Source organism: Actinomadura formosensis NBRC 14204, assembly GCF_001552155.1.
In the GTDB taxonomy this organism is placed as follows: domain Bacteria; phylum Actinomycetota; class Actinomycetes; order Streptosporangiales; family Streptosporangiaceae; genus Spirillospora; species Spirillospora formosensis.
The window spans coordinates 1-20,019 of sequence record NZ_BCQQ01000087.1; the positions used below are offsets into that span (position 1 = coordinate 1).

Genomic DNA, 20,019 nt, shown 5'->3' on the forward strand with positions numbered 1-20,019 from the left:
GCCCACCGGCGCGCCACCGGTTCGGCGGCGGCCTCGGCGGCCCGCGACGCGGCCGGGTCGTCCAGCAGCGCCGTGGCGACGGCGACGGGCACCGGCCAGTACCGGCCGGGCGGCGCGTCGATCATCCGCAGCTCCAGCCAGCCGCGCGGCCGGACCGGCGGGAACAGCGTGGACAGGTGGTAGGCCAGGTCGTCCTCGCCGGGCTCGCCCTTGTCCAGCCACTCCCGGAACGACATCCCGGGGTCGGGCACCCATGCCCCGTCCGGCGTGTGGACGAGCATGACCCGTGCGTCCAGCGCGTACCGCGTCCACGCCTCGGCCGGGTCGCCGTCCGTCCCGTCCCGCAGGACCGGCAGGGTGCGGCACGGGTCCAGCTCGGTCCAGATGCCCTGCCGGGACGAGCGCATCCCGGTGTCGCGGCCGGCCCGCATCGGCGAGTTGGCGAACGCGGCGATGAGCACCGGCCCGAGCGCGTGCGCGAGCCGCCAGCGGCGGGCCGCGTCCGGATCGTCGGCGCCGATGTCCAGGTTCACCTGGACGGACGCGGTCGAGCACATCATCGCCAGGCCCGCGTCGGGGAAGCCGCCCGCGCGGAAATAGTCGCGCATGCACGAGTAGCGGGGGTGATCGGCCTGGAACCGGGGGCGCCGGACGGGGTCGACACCGTGCCCGGCGAGCGCCAGCCCGTCCGGGGCGAGCGCGTCCCGCACGTGCGCGATGTCCCGGCCGAGCGCCGTGTGCAGCGCGCCGAGCCCGCGGAACGGCGCGGAGCTGAGTTCGAGCTGCCCGCCCGGCTCATAGGTGATCCTGCTTCCGGCGGCCGGCGGACCGGCGCCGGAGACGAGCGCGCGCACCCGTCCGGCGGGCACGTGGGCGGCCGGGTCGGCGGTGTCGACGACGAACCACTCGGTCTCCGCGCCGACCGTCCCGGGCGGGCCGGTCTTGAAGCACACACCGCGAATGTGCTGGTAGACGTCGTCGATCGTCAGCCGGGTCACCGTTGACTCCTCACCTGATTCGACAGCAAGTTCGAGTCCTTCCCTGCTGAACCGCATCAGGAATCCGGTAATGTTCGTGTTCTTCCTTAAATCTCCGTGAACGTCACGGTCCGCAGGCGTCACCGTTACCCTCCGCGCTATTCGACGCCACGTCCGGTCTCCGGCTTCTCACCCGTTGACCCGAGGCGCTAGAGTCCCGTCGATTGGCGATATGCACGTTTTGTCGGACGGCCGGACGGGATCGGACGGGATCGGAGGAGCACATGCGCGGGGACTTGGGCCCGCTCTATGACGCGCACGCCGACCGCCTGTACGCCTACTGCTGGTCGCTCGTCGGCGACCGGCTCGCGGCGGCGGCCCTCGGCGACACCTTCAGCGCGGCCGTGCACCAGCCGCCGCGCGGAGACAGCGTGCTCTGGCTCTACTCGCTGGCCCGGACGGCGTGCGCCGACCGCGGCGCGTTCACCGGCTCGCTCGACGGACGCGCGGCCGGCGGACGCGGCGGGCCGCTGTTCGCCGCCGCCGACCCGCTGCTGCGCGCCGCCGGCGGGCTCCGCTCCGACCACCGCGAGGTCCTGCTGCTGCAGGCGGGGGAATGGCTCGAACCCCACGACATCGCCCGCGTCCTCGGCATCGCGCCCGACACCGTCATGCAGTTGCTCGCAGCCGCCCGGACACGGCTGGAGCGGGCCGTCCTCGACATCCTGATGCGCGGCGCGGCCGAGTCCCGGCTCGACCTCATCGCCGCGTTCGAGAAGGGCCGGCTGCCGCAGTTGCTCGCCCGCCGCGCGCCGTCGCGTGCGCCCGGCGAACTGCGCGACCGCGTCCTCGCCGCATGCGAGGAGGAGGCGACCCGGCCGCTGCCGAGCGTCGCCGCGCCGACGCCCCTCGTCGTGATCGGCGCGGAGAGGGCGCGGACCGGACGAGCCGGAGACCGGCCGAAGCGCGGCCTGTCCGGCGGCATCTCCAGGGGAGTCGGCGCCGCCGCGGGCGTGGCCGCGTCGGCCGCCGCCGTCATCGGCCTGCTCGTCTCCTGGCCGGCGGCCAGGGGCGGCGGTGACTCCGCCTCGCTGGTCCCGACGGCGAGCAACGGGCGGACGCATCCGGCGTCCGCGCTGTCCAGCGGCGTCCCGCAGCATCCGCTGCCCGGCCTCCCCGGCTCCGAGCGCGCGACGGGCGGCACCCCGGCCACGCCGGCCGACCCGGTCGCCGGTGCCTCCGCCGGCTCACCGCGGCGGGCGGGCACCCCCGGCGGCGGTGCGACCCCCGCGCCGCCCGCGAACTCCCCGTCCGGCACCCCCTCCGAGGGGAAGAAGCCGGTGCCGGACACGCCGGGGCGGCCGGAGAAGCCGTCCACCCCGCCGGAGAAGCCGACCACTCCCCCGAGCACGCCCTCGGATCCGGCGACCCCGCCGGACGACGGTTCGACGCCACCGGCCACACCTCCGACGGACACCCCGCCCGGCCCGCCCGCGGACGACACCGGGACGCCGAGCCCGAGCCCCACGTCCAACCCCGCCCCTCAGCCGGGGCAGGGCTGACGGAGGGGTCAGGCTTCCGCGACCGGCCCGGACGCCGCGGGCACGGGGACGACGGCGGCGGCGCGGCGGCGTTCCAGCAGCAGGAGCAGCCCGCCGATCAGCGCGCCCGCGAGCATCGCCACCAGGTGCCCGACGGCGGGGACCTCCAGCGTGAGCAGCCCGTCCAGCAGGACGGGCATGAGCGCGCACCACCCGGCGAACGCGATCAGCCGCCGCACCCACCCGTGCCCGTACAGGAACGCCGCGACGAGCGCCGCGCACAGCACGTAGGAGGGTCCGACGTCGGGGATCGTGCGGATGGAGTCCGACAGCAGGCCCGCCTCCAGCCGCACCAGCGCGATCCCCTGGCTGATCAGGGTGCCGAGGACGTGCGAGACGGCGACGAGCACGACGGCCCGCGGGTTCCCGAACCGCCGGGTGACGGGGAACAGCCCGATCGCGGCCACGACCAGCAACACGCCCTGCGCCCCCTCGGCGACGAACGCCGAGGCGACCATCGTCCCGACCGGGTTGACCGCGAGGTTGGACAGATTGGTGCTGGCCCAGGCGATCACCGCGTGCCGCGCCTCCGGCGGCAGGACGAGGGCCTGCACCAGCCACATGGCCGCGAACAGCCCGAGGAACGTCAGCGGCATCGGGTACCGCCGCACGAACGCGCCCATCACACCGGCAGCCTAACCCGGTGGTCTCAGACGGCCGCGGCGCCGTCGGCCGGCGTGCCGCCGCGCCGCACCAGCAGGGCCGCGACGATGGCGGCGAGCGCGACCACCGCCGCGACGCTCAGGGACGACTGGAAACCGTCCATGAACGCGAGGTGGCTCCCGGTGGTGATGGCGTCGGCGGCCCGGTCCGGGGTGCCGGGCGGGACGGGCGCGACGCCCTGCGAGACGAGCCCGCCCGCGCCCTCCAGCCGGTGTGCGGCCGGCCCGGGAACGCCCGCGCCGGTCAGCCGGCCGAACAGCACGTCCCCGACCTTGGTGGACAGCAGCACGCCCAGCACCGACGTGTCGAGCACGCCGCCGACCTGCGCGGCCGTCTGCTGCAGTCCGCCCGCGACACCGGCGAGGTGCGCGGGCGCGTTGCCGACGATCGCCTCCGTCCCGGCGACGATCACCATCCCGAACGCCAGGCCGACCAGCACGAACCACGGCCAGAGCTGGACGTAGGGCGCCTCCACCCCGATCCGCGACAGCCCGAACAGCGCGGTCGCGGTGAACGCCATCCCGAGGACGAGCGGCAGCCGCGGCCCGAACCGGCTGGTCAGCGTGCCCGCGATCGGGGAGGCGATGATGAACACACCGGTCATCGGCAGCATCCGGACGCCGGCGTCCACCGGGCTCATCCCGTGCACCTGCTGCAGGTAGAGGGTGATGAAGAAGATCGTCCCGAACATCGCGAAGAAGCCGAGGACGATGAGGCCGGTCGCCGCCGACAGCGACACCGAGCGGAACAGGGCGAGCGGCAGCAGCGGGCGCTCCACCCGCAGCTCGTTCCCGACGAACGCGGCGAACAGCACGGCGGACGCGGCGAACGACACGAGCGGAACGGCGTCCCCGAACCCGTTCTCGCCGGCCTTGATGAGCCCCCAGACCAGCGCGAACAGCGCGCCGGTGAGCAGCGCGACGCCGGGCAGGTCGAACGAGCCGGTCGCCTGCTCGTCCCGCGACTCGCGGATCACCCACAGCCCGGCGAGCAGCGCGACCAGCCCCAGCGGGGCGTTGAGGAAGAACACCGACTCCCAGTTGACGTTCTCGACCAGCAGGCCGGCGACGATCGGGCCGCCCGCGATGGAGATGCCGACCGTGGAGCCCCAGATGCCGATCGCGGTGTTGAGCCGCTCGGCGGGGAACGCATTGCGCAGGATTGCGAGGCTGGCGGGCTGCAGGAGCGCCCCCGCGAACCCCTGCACGACGCGCCAGAAGATCACCATGCCGAGCCCGCCGGACAGCCCGATCAGCAGGGACGACACGGCGAACCCGACCACCCCGGCGAGGAACGTCCGCTTGCGCCCGAAACGGTCGGCGATCTTCCCGGCGGGGATCAGCGTGACCGCGAGCGCCAGCAGGTAGGCGTTCGTCACCCACTGCAGGCCGGACAGGCTCGCGCCGAGGTCCTTGGCGATCGCGGGGTTGGCGATGGACACGACGGTCGCGTCCAGCCCGACCATCATCACGCCGAGCGCGACGGCGACGAGCGTGAGCCAGGGATGCCCGTGCCCCGGTCTGGCGGGACGTCCGCGCGCCCGGTCGCGCAGCGGGCCGTTGACGGGGCCGGGTTCGAGTGTTCCGGCGCCCTGCGAATGAGTCATCTTCGACCTCCGGCTTGACAGGGCTTCAAAATGTCATGGCGTGACACTTGTCGTCAACTGCCTGTGGTCACACTAAGACATGATTCATTTCACGACAAGAGTCGTTCACTGTCGCTTGGCGTGGGTTCACCGGCTGGTTACACTTCGCCCATGACCGCGACCGCCCCCGAGGCCGGCCCGCCCGGTCCCGGACCCCAGCCCCCGGGCAGGCGCGAACGCAAGAAGCAGCGCACCCGCGAGGCGCTCGTCGACGCCGCGTTCACCCTCTTCGCCGAGAAGGGGTTCGACGCCACCACCGTCGAGGAGATCGCCGACACCGTCGACGTCTCGTCCCGCACGTTCTTCCGCTACTTCGCCTCGAAAGAGGAGGTCGCGCTCACCTTCCAGGAGGAGCAGGTCCGCGCCGTGATGACGGCGCTGGCCACGCGCCCCGCCGACGAGCCGATCATGACGGCGCTGCGGCACACCGTGGTGGAGATCGCCCGCGCCTGCGAGGCCGGCGAACTGGGCTTCGACCCGCGGCGCTTCGAGTGCATGCTGGCGATGATGGGCGACAGCCCCGCCCTGATGGCGCGCAGCCTGGAGCACGCACAGCGCAAGCAGGCGATGCTGACCGAGATCGTCGCGCGGCGGATGGGGCTCGACCCCGACACCGACCTGCGCCCGCACGTCATCGCCGCCGCCGCGACCTGCGCCTTCCAGGCCGCCGCCGACGCCGCCCGCCGCATGGGCGGCACGTTCGCCACGCTGTCGGAGGCGGTCGACCAGGCGTTCGCCATCCTGGAGAACGGCCTCAACGAACCCGTCCGCCCGGCCGGGTGACCCGGCGTCCGGCGCCGCCGGACGCCGCTGGTGTGCCGCCGGGCGGCGCGGGTACGCCGTGCGGAGTCGGGGGACGTCCCGTCCCCGCACGGGAGGAGGCGACGCCATGGCCCTCAAGCATCCCCGCCACGCCGGACGCGACGGGCACGGCGGGCGCCACCTGCGGATCAATCCGATCTTCAGCCGCGAGCCGCTGACGATCCCCCGGTACACGCTGCCCGCCGGCGAACTCGACCCGGACGTCGCCTACCAGGTCGTCCACGACGAGCTGATGCTGGACGGCAACGCGCGGCTGAACCTCGCGACGTTCGTGTCGACGTGGGCGGAGCCGCAGGCGCTGCGGCTGATGGCCGAGTGCGCCGAGAAGAACATGATCGACAAGGACGAGTATCCGCACACCGCGGAGCTGGAGATGCGCTGCGTGCACATGCTCGCCCGGCTGTGGCACGCCGAGGATGCGCACCGGGCGGTGGGCTGCTCGACGACCGGGTCCAGCGAGGCGGCGATGCTCGGCGGGCTGGCGCTCAAGCGCCGCTGGCGGCAGCGGCGCTTGGCGGCGGGCGAGCCGGCGGACCGGCCCAACCTCGTCATGGGCGTGAACGTGCAGGTCTGCTGGGAGAAGTTCGCGAACTACTTCGAGGTCGAGCCCCGGTACGTCCCGATGGAGGGCGACCGCTACCATCTCGGCGCACGCGAGGCGGCCGAGCTCTGCGACGAGAACACGATCGGCGTCGTCGCGGTGCTCGGGTCCACGTTCGACGGCGGCTACGAGCCCGTCGCCGAGATCACGGCCGCGCTCGACGATCTGGAGCGGCGGACGGGCGTGGACGTGCCCGTGCACGTGGACGGGGCGTCCGGCGCGATGATCGCGCCCTTCCTCGACCCGGACCTGCTGTGGGACTTCCGGCTGCCGCGGGTCGCCTCGATCAACACCTCCGGGCACAAGTACGGCCTCGTCATGCCGGGTGTCGGCTGGGCACTGTGGCGCGATGAGAAAGCGCTGCCGGACGACCTGGTCTTCCACGTCAACTACCTCGGCGGCGACATGCCGACGTTCGCACTGAACTTCTCCCGTCCCGGCGCGCAGGTCGTCGCCCAGTACTACACCTTCCTGCGGCTCGGCTTCGAGGGCTACCGCCGCGTCCAGCGGACGAGCCGGGACGTCGCCACCGCGCTGGCCACCGAGATCGGGCGGCTCGGCCCGTTCGAGACGCTGACCGGCGGCGACGAGCTGCCGGTGTTCGCGTTCCGGGTGCGGGAGGACGCCCGCAACTTCAGCGTCTACGACGTCTCCGCCATGCTGCGCGAGTCCGGGTGGCTCGTCCCCGCCTACACGTTCCCGGAGAACCGCACCGACCTGGACGTCCTGCGGGTCGTGGTCCGCAACGGGTTCGGCCACGACCTCGCCGACCTGTTCCTGGACGACCTGCGCCGCGCCCTGCCGCGGCTGCGGGCGCAGCGCGAGCCGCGGCGGGACGCGGCCGACTCGACCGGGTTCACGCACGGCGCCGGCCCCAAGAAGACCGCGGACCAGCCCGTCAGCGGGGCGCGCGGGGCAGGCCGAGGCCGATCATCGCGATCAGCTCGCGCTGGATCTCGTTGACGCCGCCGCCGAACGTCAGCACGAGCGCGCCCTTGGCCAGCCGGTCGAGCGCCGCCATGAACTCGGCCGTGTCCGGGTCGCCCGGGTCGCCGAAGCGGGCGAGGACGTCCCCGACGATCCGGCCGACGTCCTGCATCCGCTCCGAGGCGTAGATCTTCGTGGCGGAGGCGTCGGCCGCACCGAGCCAGCCGAGGTCCTGGTTCGCCGCGACCTGCCAGTTGAGGAGCTCGTTGACGCGCAGGTAGGCATGTACCCGGGCGAGCGCGCGGCGGACGGCGGGCTCCTCGATGAGCGGCCGCCCGTCCGGCCCGGCCGTGTCGCGCGCCCAGCGCTCGAACCGCAGCCGGGTGTGCCCGATGTTGCCGGCCGGGCCGAGCGTGACCCGCTCGTGGTTGAGCTGGTTGACGATGAGGTCCCAGCCCTTGTTCTCCCCGCCGATCAGCATGTCGGCCGGGACCCGGACGTCCTGGAAGTACGTCGAGTTGGTGTGGTGGGCGCCGTCCATCGTGATGATCGGCGTCCAGGAGAATCCCGGATCCCTGCAGTCGACGATGAGCATCGAGATGCCCTTGTGCTTCTTCGCGGACGGGTCGGTGCGGGCCGCGAGCCACACGTAGTCGGCGTGGTGCGCGCCGGAGGTGAAGATCTTCTGCCCGTTCACGACGTAGTGGTCGCCGTCCCTCACCGCGGTGGTGCGCAGTGCGGCGAGGTCGGTGCCGGCGCCCGGCTCGCTGTAGCCGATCGCGAAGTGGCACTCCCCGGCGAGGATGCGCGGGATGAAGAACTCCTTGTGCGCGTCCGTCCCGTACTGCAGGATCGTCGGCGCCACGGAGTTCAGCGTGATCAGCGGATAGGTGACCTCGGCGCGGGCGATCTCGTTCGCGAAGATCGTCTGCTCGACCGGGCCGTAGCCGCGGCCGCCGTACTCCTTCGGCAGCGCGACGCCGAGCATCCCGTCGCGGCCGAGCCGCCTGCAGTGCTCCATGTATGCGGGGCCGAACGGGTCGGCCGCGATCGCGGCGCGCTGCTCGGCGGTCAGGCAGTTCTCGAAGTACTCGCGCAGTTCGGCGCGGAGTCTCTTCTGCTCGCCGGTCAGGTCGATGAACATTCAGGCTCCCTTCTCTTTCCCCGCCCGCCGTCCCCCGTCAACCGGCACCTCCGCTCGCGATGAGCGCGCCGAGCGCGTCGAGCCGGTCGTCCGCGCCGCCGAGCAGATGCGCGCAGTGCCTGCCCCAGGCGAAGTAGCGGTGCAGCGGGTAGGTCACGTCCAGGCCGATGCCGCCGTGCAGGTGCTGGCATGTGTAGAGGGCCTTGATGACGGGATCGCACGCGTTGTAGGCGGCGACCGTGAGGACCTCTTCGGCGTCGTCCGCGCCCTGCGCGAGCCGCCACACCCCCGCCCAGACGGCGACGTCCAGCGCGCGTTTGGCGATGTAGACGTCACTGATCTGCATCGTGACCGCCTGGAACTGCGCGAGCGCCCGGTCGAACTGCTCGCGGGTCCTGGTGTACTCCTTGGTCAGTTCCAGCGCGCCCTCGATGACGCCGGACGAGATCGCGACCGCGCCCGCGACGGCGGAGCGGCGCAGCGTGTCCCAGGCGGCACCGTCCGCCGCGCCGCCGAGCAGGACGTCGGAGCCGGCCCGGACGCCGTCGAGCGCGACGCGCGACAGCGGCTCGCTCGTCGCCGACGGCTGCCCGGTGATCGCCGCGGCGGCGGGCTCGATGAGGAAGACCCCGACGCCCGCGCCCTCGACGCGGGCCGGGACGAGGATCAGCGACGCCTCCCGCGCGTACGGGACGAACGTCTTCACACCGTTCAGGACGTAGCCGCCGCCGTCCCTCCGGGCGGTCGCGGCGATCTCCCCGGCCGGGCCGGGCTCGCGGTACGCACCGGTCAGGATCGTCGCGCCCTCGGCCAGCGGGGCCAGCAGGGCGCGCTGCTCCGCCGTCCCGTGCCGCGCGATCGGGACGGCCGCGAGCGCCAGCGACGCGTGCGCCGGGACGGGCGCGACATGAAGCCCGACCTCCCGCAGGAGCACCGCCAGTTCGACGGGTCCGAGCCCGGCGCCGCCCACGTCCTCGGGCAGGACGAGGCCGAGCAGCCCCGCCTGGGCGAGCGCCTTCCAGGTCGCCTCGTCGTAGGGCGGGCCGCTGCGGGAGGACGGCTCACCGCGCTCCCCGGCCGGGCGGGCGGCGCTCTTCTCGAACGCCTCCAGCCGCTCCCGCGTGGCCTCGCGCCCGAGCACGTCCGCCACGAGGCCCTTGATCTCTTGCTGGGTCTCGTCGAGGTTGAAGTCCACTCATCCGCTCCCTTCCAGGAGGTGCAGCCGGCCGCGCCGCCCGAACCCGGCACGCTTGCCATGCGCCTCTCCCGGACGCACCCACGGCGAAAAAGTAGAACAGATTCTAGTAAGTGTCCAGAGGTCTGATCGTTCCCAAGGTCGGCCGGTTACCCTGGTGTGGCAGGGCCGATCGGGCACTCCGCGCCCCTGGCGGAGGAACCGGTGGGGCTCAATCAGATAACACGTTCTTGCGAGGGCTGTAGGCTTGCGGGGACACGTCGGGCGGCCGAGCCCGCACCAGAAGGGATGACGACCGTGACCGCAGAGCGGGCAGTGACCGGGGAGGAGACCCCGGGTCGGCCGGCGGGACAGGCGGCCGGGCAGGGCGTGCGCTCCCGCAGTCAGCACCAGCGGCGCAAGCGTATCGTGCAGGCGGCCGCCGCGCTGGCGTCGCGCGGCGGTATCGAGGCGATGCAGATGCGCACCGTCTCCGAGCGGGCCGGGGTCGCGCTCGGCACCCTCTACCGCTACTTCCCGTCCAAGATGGACCTGGTCGTCGCCGTCGTCAGCGAGGAGCTCGACCTCCTCGAAGGCAGCATCGAGCGCCGCCCGCCACGGGCCGGCACCGCGCCCGAGCGCGCGGTGGAGGTGCTGATGCGCGCCACCCGCGGGCTGATGCGCGAGCCGGAACTGGCCGAGGCGCTGATCCGCTCGCTGCTGCTGTCGGACGTCAAGACCGACTTCGGCGAGCGGATGAGCGAGCTGCTGCTGCGCGCGGCGTCCGGCCCGCCGGAGGAGATCCCCGCCGACGACCCGCGCCGGCTCGTGGCCCGCGCGCTGTCGGGCATCTGGACCATGGAGATGATCGAGATGCTGCGCGGCAACGCCACCGCCGAGGAGATCCAGTCCCGGCTGGAGATCTCCGCCGCCCGTCTGCTCATCGACACCTGACGGGACAGGGTTTCCCGTGTGCCGCGGTCGCCTTCCCCACTAGCCTTGGACCCCTACCGGAGCCGGGACGAAGCCGTCCAGAGCCAGGATGAGAAGGTGTGCCAGTGAGCGAGCAGGAACCGATCCTCAGCGACGGGGTCATCATCGAGTTCATCGACGGCAAGGACGTCCCCGTCCAGCACAAGGACTTCGGTGAGAGGGCCGTCGTGATGCGCGACGCCAAGAACCCCGAGGGGCCGATCCTCTACTTCACCGAGGCCGAGTGGGACGCCTTCATCGCCGGCGTCAAGGACGGCGAGTTCGACGACCTCCTGGAAGAGGACCCCGCCGAGACCTCCTGACCCCCGGGGCGTCCCCGGCCCGCCGGGGACGCCTCAGCCCAGCGCGGCCGCGCTGGTCACGGCGACACAGCCGCCGACGGCGAGCAGCAGGACCGCGAAGGCGCGGGTGAGCAGCGCGGTGGGCAGCCGTTCGGCGACCTTGCCGCCGGCGAGCGCGCCGGCCACGGCGGCGGCCGTGAACGGCAGCACCACCGCCCAGTCGAGGCCGGGGCCGCCGCCGCGCGCGGCCAGCGAGGCGGCCGAGTTGATCGCGACGACCAGCAGCGAGGTGCCGACCGCCGCGGGCATCCGCATCCGCAGCGCCAGCACCAGCGCCGGGACGATCACGAACCCGCCCCCGACGCCGAACAGGCCGGTGAGGAACCCCACCCCCAGGCCCGCGAGGATGCCGCCGGGAACGACCGAGCGCGGCCCGTCGGGCGGGGTCTGCTCCTCCGGCGCGGCCCGCAGCAGCATTCCGGTCGCCGCGACGCCCATCAGCACGGCGAAGCCGAGCATGAGCAGGTCGGGGTTCAGCAGCCGGTTCACCGCCGTCCCGGCGATGGCCGCGACGGCCCCGACGGATCCGAACACCACCCCGGTGCCCCAGCGGACGCGTCCGGCCCGGGCATGGCCGGCGGTTCCGGCCACCGCGGTGAGCCCCACGATGATCAGGCTGGCGGCGGTGGCGGCCCGGGCGTCCTGGCCCAGGACGTACACCAGGAGCGGGACGGTGAGGATGGCGCCGCCGCCGCCGAGCGCGCCGAGCACGCCTCCGATCAGCAGCCCCAGGACGAGTGCCAGGACGAGCGTCATGCGCGGCGGCCGGCCGCGGCGGGACGGGCGCGGCGGGCGCCGCGTTTGCGGACCGCCGGCTCGGCGGCGACGCTGAGCTCGTACCCGGCCCGCGCGGAGAACTGGGCGAGCACGGCGAACCGGTCACCCCGCACGAGGGTGCGCCTCCACTCCAGCGGGCGGCGGCCGTGCGAGGCGAGCCGGTCGATGGCGAACGCGGCGACACCGGGCTCGACGGCGAGCAGCTCGCGTTCGGCGTCGGTCGGGACGACCGCGCGGATGCGCTCGTGCCCGCCGGTCGGCCGGATGCCGCAGCGTGCCATGAGCTCGCCGTACAGGCCGGTGTGCGCGAAGTCGGCGGCCAGCAGCGGCGCGGCGACGTCGGCGGGCAGCCACACCCGGTCGAGTGCGAGCGGTTCCTCGTCGGCGAGGCGGAGGCGCTCCAGATGCAGCAGCGGCGTGGACTCCTCCAACCCGAGCCGGGAGGAGACGACCCCGTCCGCCCGGACGTCGAGGGCGCGCACGATGCTGCGCTGCCGCTGCCCGGCGGCCTCCACGGACGCGAACAGGCTGTAGAGGGCGCCGAGGGGCTGCTCGATCTCGGCCGGTTCGGCGAGCCGGGGCACGCGCCCGCGCTCGGCGACCACCACGCCGTCGGCGCGCAGCCGCCGCAGCGCTTCCCGGACGGTGTGCCGGCTCACGCCGTACTCGGCGACGAGCGCGTGCTCGCCGGGGAACGCGCGCTGGAACTCCCCGCCCTCCAGACGCCGTACCAGGTCGGCCTGGAGCTGCGCCCACAGCGGCAGCGCGCTGGACCGGTCCACGGGCTGAGCCCCCATGCATCCCCCTCTTCCCCTGTCCACCGGGCCTTAATGTACGTACATTTGGACGTTTCCGCAAAGAAGGGGAGCCCGGCGAACCCCGCGCTCACGGGTCCGGGCCTAGAAGGGCACCCGGCCGCGGTGCGCGGCCCGGACACCGCGGGCGATCCTCCCGATCGTCCGCCGCACCCGGCCCCGCAGTCTCCGCACACCTCATTATGGGCGTGCCGGCCGGACGGCCGGCGCGTGCCGTTAATGCCGCGTGAGGGCGTTCCAGCGAGCGGCGAGATCCCGCTCTCCCCCGGGGGTCAGGTCGCCGAGGAGGCGGAGCCGGGCGATGCCGCCGTCCGGATGGATGTCGAGCCGGACGTGCGTGACCTCGGGTGTCGTGAGGCGGAACCGGTGCGGGGTGTCGGGCAGGAGGTCCGTTCTCGGCAGCAGGGGCCGCCAGGTGGACGGCGCGGCGGCGCGGGCGTCGCGGCCCCGCAGCACGGCGGCGCCGGGCGCGTTGAACTTCAGGTTCGTGGTGTCGATCTCGGCGAGCCGGATGACGCCGGGTGCCGCGAGCCGGATCACGGCCCAGTCGTGGCCGCCGTCGCGGCGGCGGGCCGTCTCCCAGCCCTCCGCCTGAGTGCGGGCGAGGCCGGGGTACAGCATGTTGTCGGGCGAGGAGTAGAACATGTCCGAGCACTCGGTGACGCGGGCGCCGTTCGCCAGCGCCGCGAGGTCGACGGTCAGCCCCGTCAGCAGGCGGGGGTCGGGGACCACCTCGCCGTGGACGCGGAGCCGGGCGATGCCGCCGTCCGGGAACATGTTCAGCCGGACGTGCGTGAACAGGCGCTCCATCCGCACCGGGAAGGCGTGCACCGTGTCCCCGCTGAGGGGGCTCTCCGGCACGATCTCCACCCAGCCCGCATCGGAGAGGCCGGACGGGTAGCCGTCCACGGCGCACGCCTCGACCGACGCCCGCGGCGGGTAGTTGCCCTTGAACCAGGCCGTGTCGATCACGATGCCGCGGATGACGCCGGGCAGGCCGAGCCTGACCAGCGCCCAGTCGTGGCCGCCGCCGCGGCGCCGGGCCGTCTCCCAGCCGTCGTACACCTGGCCCTTCGGCCCGAAGGTCTCCGGCGTGAACGCCGGCGCCCACGGGTTGATCAGGTTCTCCTTCTCGGCGAACGACTCGTCGCTCGCCGCGATGACCGATCCGCCGAGCGTGCGGACGGCCAGGTCGGGCAGGGACGTGAACGCGGTCATCTCGCCTCCCGGCCGAGCAGGCGCCCGCCGGCCCCGTCCCCGGCCGGCGTCCCCCGAAGCCAGGTGGCCCGGACGACCCCCGTCAGCGTCCGGCCCGCGTAGGGGGTGATGGGATGGCGGTGGTGTAGGGCCGCCGGGTCGACGGTGAAGGTCTCGTCGGCGGCGAAGGCGACGAGGTCGGCATCGTTGCCGACGGCGATGCCGCCCTTCCGGGGGACGCCGGCGAGGGCGGCGGGCGCCTCCGACATCCAGCGGACGACCTCGTGCAGGCCGTGCCCGCGCTCGCGTGCGGCCGTCCACACCACGGGCAGCCCCAGCTGGAGGGACGAGATGCCGCCCCACGCGGTCGCGAAGTCGCCGCGCTTCAGTTCGGGTGTGCAGGGCGAGTGGTCGGTGACGACGCACGAGATGACGCCGCCCGCGAGGCCCTGCCAGAGCGACTCGCGATTGGCGTCGTCGCGGATGGGCGGACAGCATTTGAACGCCGGGGTCCGGGCGTCCCGCGCGGTGAGCGCCAGGTAGTGGGGGCAGGTCTCGGCGGTCACGGGGACGCCGCCGGCCTGGGCCTCGGCGAGGACGTCCAGGCAGTCGGCGGCGGACAGGTGCGGGATGTGGGCGCGCGCCCCCGTCTCCTCCGCCAGCCGGACGACCCGCTGCACGGCCCGGCGCTCCGCGGACGGGGGCCGCGAGGCGAGGAACTCCGGGTACCGGCCGCCGGCCGGCGGGCTCAGCGCGGCCGGGTCCTCGGCATGGACGATGACCAGCCCGCCGAACGAGGCGATCGCGGCGAACGCGGCCCGCATCTGCTCGCCGGACAGCGGCGGGAACTCCGGGACGCCCGAGTCGGACATGAAGCACTTAAACCCGAAGACACCGAGGTCGTACAGGGGCCGCAGAGAGGCGGCGTTGCCCGGGACGGCCCCGCCCCAGAACCCGACGTCCACCGCGCAGGCGCCCTCGGCGGCCTCGCGCTTGACGGCCAGCGCGTCCGGGCCGGTGGTCGGCGGCAGCGAGTTGAGGGGCATGTCGATGAGCGCGGTGACGCCGCCCGCCGCGGCGGCGCGGGTCGCGGTGGCGAAGCCCTCCCACCGCGTCCGGCCCGGCTCGTTGATGTGGACGTGGGTGTCGACGAGTCCGGGCAGCAGCGCGACGTCGCCGAGATCGACCGAGGCGGCGGCCGGCACGGCGGCCGAGTGGTCCGCGATCGCGGTGATCCGGCCGTCCCGGACGGCGACGGCGGCGGGGCGTTCGCCGTCCGGCAGCACGGCCCGGCGCGACCGGATCAGGAGGTCGTCCACGCGGCTCACGGGGTTCCCTGGACGATGTGCTCCGGCCGGACCGGGACGCGGGTGAGCGGGCGGCCCGTCGCGTCCCGGATCGCGGCGACGATGGCGGGCGTGGACGACAGCGTCGGCGGCTCCCCCGCCCCGCGCAGCCCGTACGGTGCCGCCGGGTCGGGATTCTCCAGGATGTCGAGCCGCATGGGCGGCATGTCGAGGATGGTGGGGATCAGGTAGTCGGTGAAGGACGGGTTCCGGACGAGGCCGTCCCGCACGACGATCTCCTCCATCAGGGCGAGCCCGAGGCCCTGCGCGGAGCCGCCGTGGATCTGGCCCTCCAGCGACAGCCGGTTGAGGATCCTGCCGACGTCCTGGACGGCGGCCATCTCGACGACCTTGACGAGGCCGAGGTCCACGTCCACGTCGACGACGGCCCGGTGGACGCACAGCGCGAGCTGGGTGTGGCTGCGGCCCTGCCCGGTGACCGGGTCCATCGGCGTCGTCGGCCGGTGATGGTACTCGCGGGTCTCCTCGATGACGGCGTCGCCGAGGACGTCCTCGATCGCGGCGAGCACCCCGTCCGCCGGCGACACGATCTTCCCGCCGGCGACGTTCAGGCCGCCGCGCCCGAGCAGCCGCTCGGCGAGCGCGAGCAGCCGTGCCCGCACCGCCTCGCAGGCCGCCTTCACCGCGCCGCCCGTCATGTACGACTGGCGGGACGCGCTGGAGGAGCCGGCATCGCCGACCCCGTTGTCCGCCGGGGCGATGGTGACCTTCTGGACGCCCAGTTCCGTCCGCGCGATCTGCGCCTGGACGGTGACCAGCCCCTGCCCGACCTCGGCCGCCGCCGTGTGGACGAGCGCGGTCGCCTCGCCGCCGATGACCTCCAGCCGGACCCGGGCCGTGGACATGTCGTCGAAGCCCTCGGAGAAGCAGATGTTCTTGATCCCGACCCCGTAGCCGACGCCGCGCACCACGCCCTCGCCGTGCGTCGTCTGCGCCACCCCGCCCGGAAGGTTCCGGATATCGGTGGAATCCGCTTCATCCGGCATCGGCATCGCCTCAAGCCGCGTCAGCATCTCCGCGAGCGGCGCCGGAGACTCGATGACCTGGCCCGTCGCGAGCCTCGACCCCTGGGAGACGGCGTTGCGGCGGCGGATCTCGACCGGGCCGAGCCCGCAGGCGGCGCCCAGCCTGTCCATCATCGACTCGTAGGCGAAGCACGCCTGGACGGCGCCGAACCCGCGCATCGCCCCGCACGGCGGGTTGTTCGTGTAGACGCCGTACCCGTCGATCCGGATGTCGGGGATCTCGTAGGGTCCGACGCCGAGCGAGGCCGCGTTGCCGACCACGTTCATGGTGGACGAGGTGTACGCGCCGCCGTCCAGGATGATCTCGACGTCGGCGTAGCGGAGCCTGCCGTCCGACGTGGCGCCGTACTCGTAGCGCATCCGGGCGGGATGCCGGTGGACGTGCCCGAAGAACGACTCGTGCCGGTTGTAGGTCATCTTCACCGGCCTGCCGGTGCGCATCGCGAGCATCCCGGCGTGGATCTGCATCGACAGGTCCTCGCGTCCGCCGAACGCGCCGCCGACGCCCGCCAGCGTCATGTGGATCCGGTCCTCGGCGAGGCCGAGGCAGGGCGCGATCTGCCTGAGGTCGTTGTGGATCCACTGCGTGGAGACGTACAGGTCGAGGCCGCCGTCCTCGGCCGGGACCGCCAGGCCGGCCTCGGGCCCGAGGAACGCCTGGTCCTGCATGCCGACCTCGTACTCGCCCGAAACGACCACGTCGGCCTCGGCCTTCGCCGCGTCCACGTCCCCGACCCGGACGGGCTGGTACCGGGTGATGCCGCCCCGGTCCTGGACCTTCAGCCGCTCCGGGTCGGCGATCACGGCGCGCGGATCGGTGATCGGCTCCAGCACCTCGTAGTCGACGGCGATCTCCGCCAGCGCGCGCCGCGCCGTCTCCGGATGGTCGGCGGCGACCAGCGCGACCGGCTCGCCCTGGTACCTGACCTGGTCGATCGCGAGGACGGGCTGGTCCTCGGTGTGGTCGATGCCGAACATCTTGCGGCCCGGCACGTCCTCGTGGGTGAGGACGGCCTGGACGCCGGGCAGCGCGAGCGCCGGCCCGACGCCGATCGACCGGATCAGCGCGCGGGGGTGCGGGCTGCGCAGCGTCGCGCCCCAGAGCATCCCCTCCATCCACAGGTCGGAGGCGTAGGCGAACTCGCCCGCGACCTTGAGCGTCCCGTCCGGCCGGAGCGGGCTCTCTCCGACCCCGCCGATTCCGGGCGCGGCCACCTGGCCCGGGCTCCGCACCGGCGAGGCCATCAGAGCACCTCCCGCGCGAGGCGCATGAGGCGGCGATGGGCGTCGGCACCGCGCCGTCCGGCCTCGTCCTGCGGGACGGTGACGAGCGTGTCGGCGTCCACGACGGTGCGGCCGCCGACGAGGAGGCGGTGCAGCGGCGGTGTCGGCCCGAACGCGAACGCCACGACCGGGTCGTCGATCGCGGCGCGGAAGCCGTCCATCCGCCACAGCGCGATGTCGGCGAGCCTGCCGGGTTCGAGGGAGCCGATCTCGTCCTCGCGGCCGAGGCAGCGGGCCCCGCCGAGCGTCGCCATCTCCAGCGCCTGCCGGGCGGTCAGCGCGGCCGGGCCGTAGCGGGCGCGCTGCATGTAGAGGGCCTGCCGCAGTTCCCCGGCGAGCGGGACGAGTTCCGCCGACGCCGCCCCGTCCACGCCGAGCCCGACCGCCGCGCCCGCCGCCAGCAGGTGCGACACGCGCGCGATCCCGGCGCCGAGCCGCGCGTTCGAACTCGGGCAGTGCGCGGTGCCGGTGCGGGTCTCGGCGAGCCGCTTCACGTCGGTGTCGTGCAGGTGGACGCAGTGCGCGAGCCACACGTCGGGGCCGAGCCAGCCGATCGAGTCCATGTACTCGGCCGGCGTCATGCCGAACTGCTCCCGCGTGTGCTCCTCCTCGTCCAGCGTCTCGGCGAGGTGGGTGTGCAGGCGGACGCCCTTGTCGCGCGCCAGCCGCGCCGACTCGGTGAGCAGTTCGCGGGTGACCGAGAACGGCGAGCAGGGGGCGACGGCGACGCGCAGCATGGAGCCGGGCGACGGGTCGTGGTACCGGTCGATCGCGGCCTCGGTCTCGGCGAGGATCGTGCCGAGGTCCTCGACGACCTCGTCCGGCGGCAGCCCGCCCTGCGACTCGCCCCGGTCCATCGACCCCCGGCACGGGTGGAACCGGACGCCGATCTCCCGCGCCGCCTCGATCTCCGCCGCGAACAGGTCGCCGCGGCCCTTCGGGAACAGGTAGTGGTGGTCGGTGGAGGTCGTGCAGCCCGACTTGGCGAGCCATCCGAGCCCGGCGGTGGCCGCGCCCGCCACCACTTCGGCGTCCATCTTCGACCAGGGCTTGTAGAGGGTGGTCAGCCACTCGAAGAGCGTGCCGTCGGTGACCATGCCCTGGCTCGCCCACTGGTAGAGGTGGTGGTGGGTGTTGATCAGGCCGGGGGTGGCGAGGCAGCCCCGCGCGTCGATGCGTTCGGGATCGCGCGCGGTGGCCTTCCCCGGGCCGACGGCCGTGATGCGGTCGCCTTCGATCACGATGTGGCCGCCGGGGTACTCGTCGCCGGAGACGGTGACGACGTGGGCGTTCTCGATGATCATGTCGTGGCCTTCCGTTTCGCCGCGAGACGCACCGCGTCCAGGATCTTCTCGTAGCCGGTGCAGCGGCACAGGTTCCCGGCGAGCGCCTCGCGAATCTCGGCGTCGGCCGGCGCCGGGTTCCGGGTGAGCAGGTCGTGCGACTGCACGATCAGGCCGGGCGTGCAGAACCCGCACTGGACGGCGCCCGCCGCCACGAACGCCCGCTGGACGGGGTCGAGCCGCTCTTCGCCGGGCGAGCCCGCGGCCAGGCCCTCGACGGTGACGACCTCCCGCCCCTCCGCCTGCCCGGCCGCGACCAGGCACGCGCACACCGGCACACCGTCCAGGTAGACGGTGCAGGAGCCGCACTCCCCCTGTTCACAGGCGTTCTTCGAGCCGGGCAGGCCCATCCGCTCGCGCAGCAGGCAAAGGAGGCTCTCGCCCTCCCAGACGTCGTCCACGGCCTCCGCGGACCCGTTGACGGTCACGTTCACGCGCATCAGGAGGCCCTCCTTCCGGGTGCTTCCGCTCTGTGGTCGTCCCAGGCCCAGGTGAGCGTGCGGCGCGCCATCACCGCCAGCGCGTGCCTGCGGTAGCCGCCCGTCCCGCGGACGTCGTCGATCGGGGACGCGGCGTCCCGCACCAGCTCGCCGAAGCGCCGCACGGCCGCGTCGCCGAGGGGGCGGCGGCCGTCCCAGTCGAGTTCGCGGGACAGGAACGTCTCGGCCTCGGTGGCGCGGCGCGGGGTCGGCGCGGCCGAACCGATGCCGGTGCCGACGCGGCGCTCCCCGGGATGGAGGGCGAGCGCGAACGAGCAGACGGCGATCACCATCGCGTTCCGGGTGCCGATCTTGGAGAAGTACTGGGGGCCGGACGCGGGGGCCGTCCAGAACGCGCGGATCAGTTCGTCCGGGCGCAGCGCGTTCTTCTTCACGCCGGTGAAGAACTCGATCACCGGGATCATCCGGACGCCGCGCGCCGCCGACTCGGCCTCGATGACCGCGTCCCCGGCCAGCAGCGGCGGATGGGCGTCCCCGGCGGGCGAGGCGGCGCCGAGATTGCCGCCGACCGTGCCCCGGTTGCGGATCTGCGGCGATCCGACCGTCCGGGACGCCTGCGCGAGCCCCGGCAGCCGCCCGCCCAGTTCGGTGATCAGCCGCGCGTAGGGAACGCCGGCGCCGACGCGGAGCCGTCCGTCCGCCCTGTCCCATTCGGCCAGCGCGGGGATGCCGGACAGGTCGAGCAGCGCGTCCGGCCGGTCCACGCCGAAGTTGATCTCGACCATGACGTCGGTGCCGCCCTGGACGGGCCGCGCGCCCGGCCGCTGTGCCTTGGCGGCGAGCGCGTCCTGCCAGGTCGGCGGTCGCAGGAAGTCCATGGCTC

At 73.8% G+C, this 20,019-nt stretch carries 18 protein-coding genes; 5 read left to right on the forward strand and 13 right to left on the reverse strand.

The features are described from left to right. A partial coding sequence (gene egtA / locus AF1_RS21610; protein ID WP_067802203.1) for an ergothioneine biosynthesis glutamate--cysteine ligase EgtA occupies positions 1 to 998 on the reverse strand: 998 nt, incomplete at its 3' end. 263 nt (positions 999 to 1,261) lie between these two features. Here egtA and AF1_RS21615 point away from each other — a divergent pair. Next, on the forward strand, positions 1,262 to 2,539 hold the full coding sequence (locus AF1_RS21615; protein ID WP_067802207.1) for an RNA polymerase sigma factor: 1,278 nt from the start codon (positions 1,262 to 1,264) through the stop codon (positions 2,537 to 2,539). 8 nt (positions 2,540 to 2,547) lie between these two features. Here AF1_RS21615 and AF1_RS21620 read toward each other — a convergent pair whose 3' ends face one another. Together AF1_RS21620 and AF1_RS21625 are read right to left on the reverse strand one after the other, a co-directional pair. Next, entirely contained in the window at positions 2,548 to 3,201 is a 654-nt protein-coding gene (locus tag AF1_RS21620; protein ID WP_067802210.1) for a rhomboid-like protein, read from the reverse strand. A 26-nt stretch (positions 3,202 to 3,227) separates the two neighbouring features. Then, entirely contained in the window at positions 3,228 to 4,847 is a 1,620-nt protein-coding gene (locus tag AF1_RS21625) for an MFS transporter (RefSeq protein ID WP_067802214.1), read from the reverse strand. A gap of 150 nt (positions 4,848 to 4,997) precedes the next feature. Between AF1_RS21625 and AF1_RS21630 the strand changes: the two genes are divergently transcribed. Beyond that, positions 4,998 to 5,669, forward strand: a complete 672-nt coding sequence (locus AF1_RS21630) for a TetR family transcriptional regulator (RefSeq protein WP_067802217.1) — start codon at positions 4,998 to 5,000, stop codon at positions 5,667 to 5,669. 106 nt (positions 5,670 to 5,775) lie between these two features. Continuing rightward, the gene (locus tag AF1_RS21635) at positions 5,776 to 7,272 is read left to right on the forward strand and encodes a glutamate decarboxylase (protein WP_067802220.1); all 1,497 of its coding nucleotides are present in this window, start codon (positions 5,776 to 5,778) and stop codon (positions 7,270 to 7,272) included. Here AF1_RS21635 and AF1_RS21640 read toward each other — a convergent pair. Together AF1_RS21640 and AF1_RS21645 are read right to left on the reverse strand one after the other, a co-directional pair. Further along, complete coding sequence (locus tag AF1_RS21640; RefSeq protein WP_067802223.1) at positions 7,208 to 8,380, reverse strand: acyl-CoA dehydrogenase family protein; 1,173 nt, start codon at positions 8,378 to 8,380, stop codon at positions 7,208 to 7,210. The two genes, AF1_RS21635 and AF1_RS21640, sit on opposite strands and share 65 nt — an antisense overlap. A 37-nt stretch (positions 8,381 to 8,417) precedes the next feature. Then, on the reverse strand, positions 8,418 to 9,575 hold the full coding sequence (locus tag AF1_RS21645; protein WP_067802226.1) for an acyl-CoA dehydrogenase family protein: 1,158 nt from the start codon (positions 9,573 to 9,575) through the stop codon (positions 8,418 to 8,420). Positions 9,576 to 9,872: 297 nt separating this feature from the next. On the opposite strand from AF1_RS21645, the gene AF1_RS21650 reads away from it, so the two are divergent. After that, positions 9,873 to 10,508, forward strand: a complete 636-nt coding sequence (locus tag AF1_RS21650) for a TetR family transcriptional regulator (RefSeq protein WP_407642229.1) — start codon at positions 9,873 to 9,875, stop codon at positions 10,506 to 10,508. A gap of 104 nt (positions 10,509 to 10,612) precedes the next feature. Continuing rightward, positions 10,613 to 10,849: a DUF397 domain-containing protein gene (locus tag AF1_RS35690; RefSeq protein ID WP_067802229.1), complete on the forward strand. Its 237-nt coding sequence runs from the start codon at positions 10,613 to 10,615 to the stop codon at positions 10,847 to 10,849. Between the two features lie 33 nt (positions 10,850 to 10,882). On the opposite strand, the gene AF1_RS21660 is transcribed toward AF1_RS35690, so the two are convergent. The 8 genes from AF1_RS21660 to AF1_RS21695 all read right to left on the reverse strand — a co-directional run bounded on the left by AF1_RS21660 (position 10,883) and on the right by AF1_RS21695 (position 20,014). Next, a complete protein-coding gene (locus AF1_RS21660; RefSeq protein ID WP_067802230.1) occupies positions 10,883 to 11,644 on the reverse strand; it encodes a sulfite exporter TauE/SafE family protein in 762 nt (253 codons plus the stop codon). Continuing rightward, positions 11,641 to 12,462, reverse strand: coding sequence for a GntR family transcriptional regulator (locus tag AF1_RS21665; protein WP_067802233.1), 822 nt, complete (start codon positions 12,460 to 12,462; stop codon positions 11,641 to 11,643). The genes AF1_RS21660 and AF1_RS21665 overlap by 4 nt, the downstream gene beginning before the upstream one ends. 234 nt (positions 12,463 to 12,696) lie before the next feature. Continuing rightward, the gene (alc, locus tag AF1_RS21670; RefSeq protein ID WP_067802235.1) at positions 12,697 to 13,698 is read right to left on the reverse strand and encodes an allantoicase; all 1,002 of its coding nucleotides are present in this window, start codon (positions 13,696 to 13,698) and stop codon (positions 12,697 to 12,699) included. Continuing rightward, positions 13,695 to 15,005, reverse strand: coding sequence for an allantoinase AllB (allB, locus tag AF1_RS21675; RefSeq protein ID WP_067802238.1), 1,311 nt, complete (start codon positions 15,003 to 15,005; stop codon positions 13,695 to 13,697). The genes alc and allB overlap by 4 nt, the downstream gene beginning before the upstream one ends. Next, complete coding sequence (gene pucD, locus AF1_RS21680) at positions 15,002 to 17,314, reverse strand: xanthine dehydrogenase subunit D (protein ID WP_084263195.1); 2,313 nt, start codon at positions 17,312 to 17,314, stop codon at positions 15,002 to 15,004. Before pucD ends, allB begins: the two co-directional genes overlap by 4 nt. Then, positions 17,314 to 18,657, reverse strand: coding sequence for an 8-oxoguanine deaminase (locus tag AF1_RS21685; protein WP_174548883.1), 1,344 nt, complete (start codon positions 18,655 to 18,657; stop codon positions 17,314 to 17,316). The genes pucD and AF1_RS21685 overlap by 1 nt, the downstream gene beginning before the upstream one ends. After that, positions 18,654 to 19,136 carry a (2Fe-2S)-binding protein gene (locus tag AF1_RS21690; protein ID WP_067802241.1) on the reverse strand — a complete coding sequence of 161 codons (483 nt, stop codon included), beginning with the start codon at positions 19,134 to 19,136 and terminating at the stop codon, positions 18,654 to 18,656. The genes AF1_RS21685 and AF1_RS21690 overlap by 4 nt, the downstream gene beginning before the upstream one ends. Then, a complete protein-coding gene (locus AF1_RS21695) occupies positions 19,136 to 20,014 on the reverse strand; it encodes an FAD binding domain-containing protein (RefSeq protein WP_067802244.1) in 879 nt (292 codons plus the stop codon). Before AF1_RS21695 ends, AF1_RS21690 begins: the two co-directional genes overlap by 1 nt. Between the last annotated feature and the right edge of the window lie 5 nt (positions 20,015 to 20,019).

What these genes read in the sequence shown, in the direction of transcription:
- AF1_RS21615 (WP_067802207.1), top strand. Translation starts at nt 1,262, where the DNA reads ATGCGCGGGGACTTGGGCCCGCTCTATGACGCGCACGCCGACCGCCTG.
- AF1_RS21620 (WP_067802210.1), bottom strand. Translation starts at nt 3,201, where the DNA reads ATGGGCGCGTTCGTGCGGCGGTACCCGATGCCGCTGACGTTCCTCGGG.
- AF1_RS21625 (WP_067802214.1), bottom strand. Translation starts at nt 4,847, where the DNA reads ATGACTCATTCGCAGGGCGCCGGAACACTCGAACCCGGCCCCGTCAAC.
- AF1_RS21630 (WP_067802217.1), top strand. Translation starts at nt 4,998, where the DNA reads ATGACCGCGACCGCCCCCGAGGCCGGCCCGCCCGGTCCCGGACCCCAG.
- AF1_RS21635 (WP_067802220.1), top strand. Translation starts at nt 5,776, where the DNA reads ATGGCCCTCAAGCATCCCCGCCACGCCGGACGCGACGGGCACGGCGGG.
- AF1_RS21640 (WP_067802223.1), bottom strand. Translation starts at nt 8,380, where the DNA reads ATGTTCATCGACCTGACCGGCGAGCAGAAGAGACTCCGCGCCGAACTG.
- AF1_RS21660 (WP_067802230.1), bottom strand. Translation starts at nt 11,644, where the DNA reads ATGACGCTCGTCCTGGCACTCGTCCTGGGGCTGCTGATCGGAGGCGTG.
- AF1_RS21665 (WP_067802233.1), bottom strand. Translation starts at nt 12,462, where the DNA reads ATGGGGGCTCAGCCCGTGGACCGGTCCAGCGCGCTGCCGCTGTGGGCG.
- alc (WP_067802235.1), bottom strand. Translation starts at nt 13,698, where the DNA reads ATGACCGCGTTCACGTCCCTGCCCGACCTGGCCGTCCGCACGCTCGGC.
- pucD (WP_084263195.1), bottom strand. Translation starts at nt 17,314, where the DNA reads ATGGCCTCGCCGGTGCGGAGCCCGGGCCAGGTGGCCGCGCCCGGAATC.
- AF1_RS21685 (WP_174548883.1), bottom strand. Translation starts at nt 18,657, where the DNA reads ATGATCATCGAGAACGCCCACGTCGTCACCGTCTCCGGCGACGAGTAC.
- AF1_RS21690 (WP_067802241.1), bottom strand. Translation starts at nt 19,136, where the DNA reads ATGCGCGTGAACGTGACCGTCAACGGGTCCGCGGAGGCCGTGGACGAC.
- AF1_RS21695 (WP_067802244.1), bottom strand. Translation starts at nt 20,014, where the DNA reads ATGGACTTCCTGCGACCGCCGACCTGGCAGGACGCGCTCGCCGCCAAG.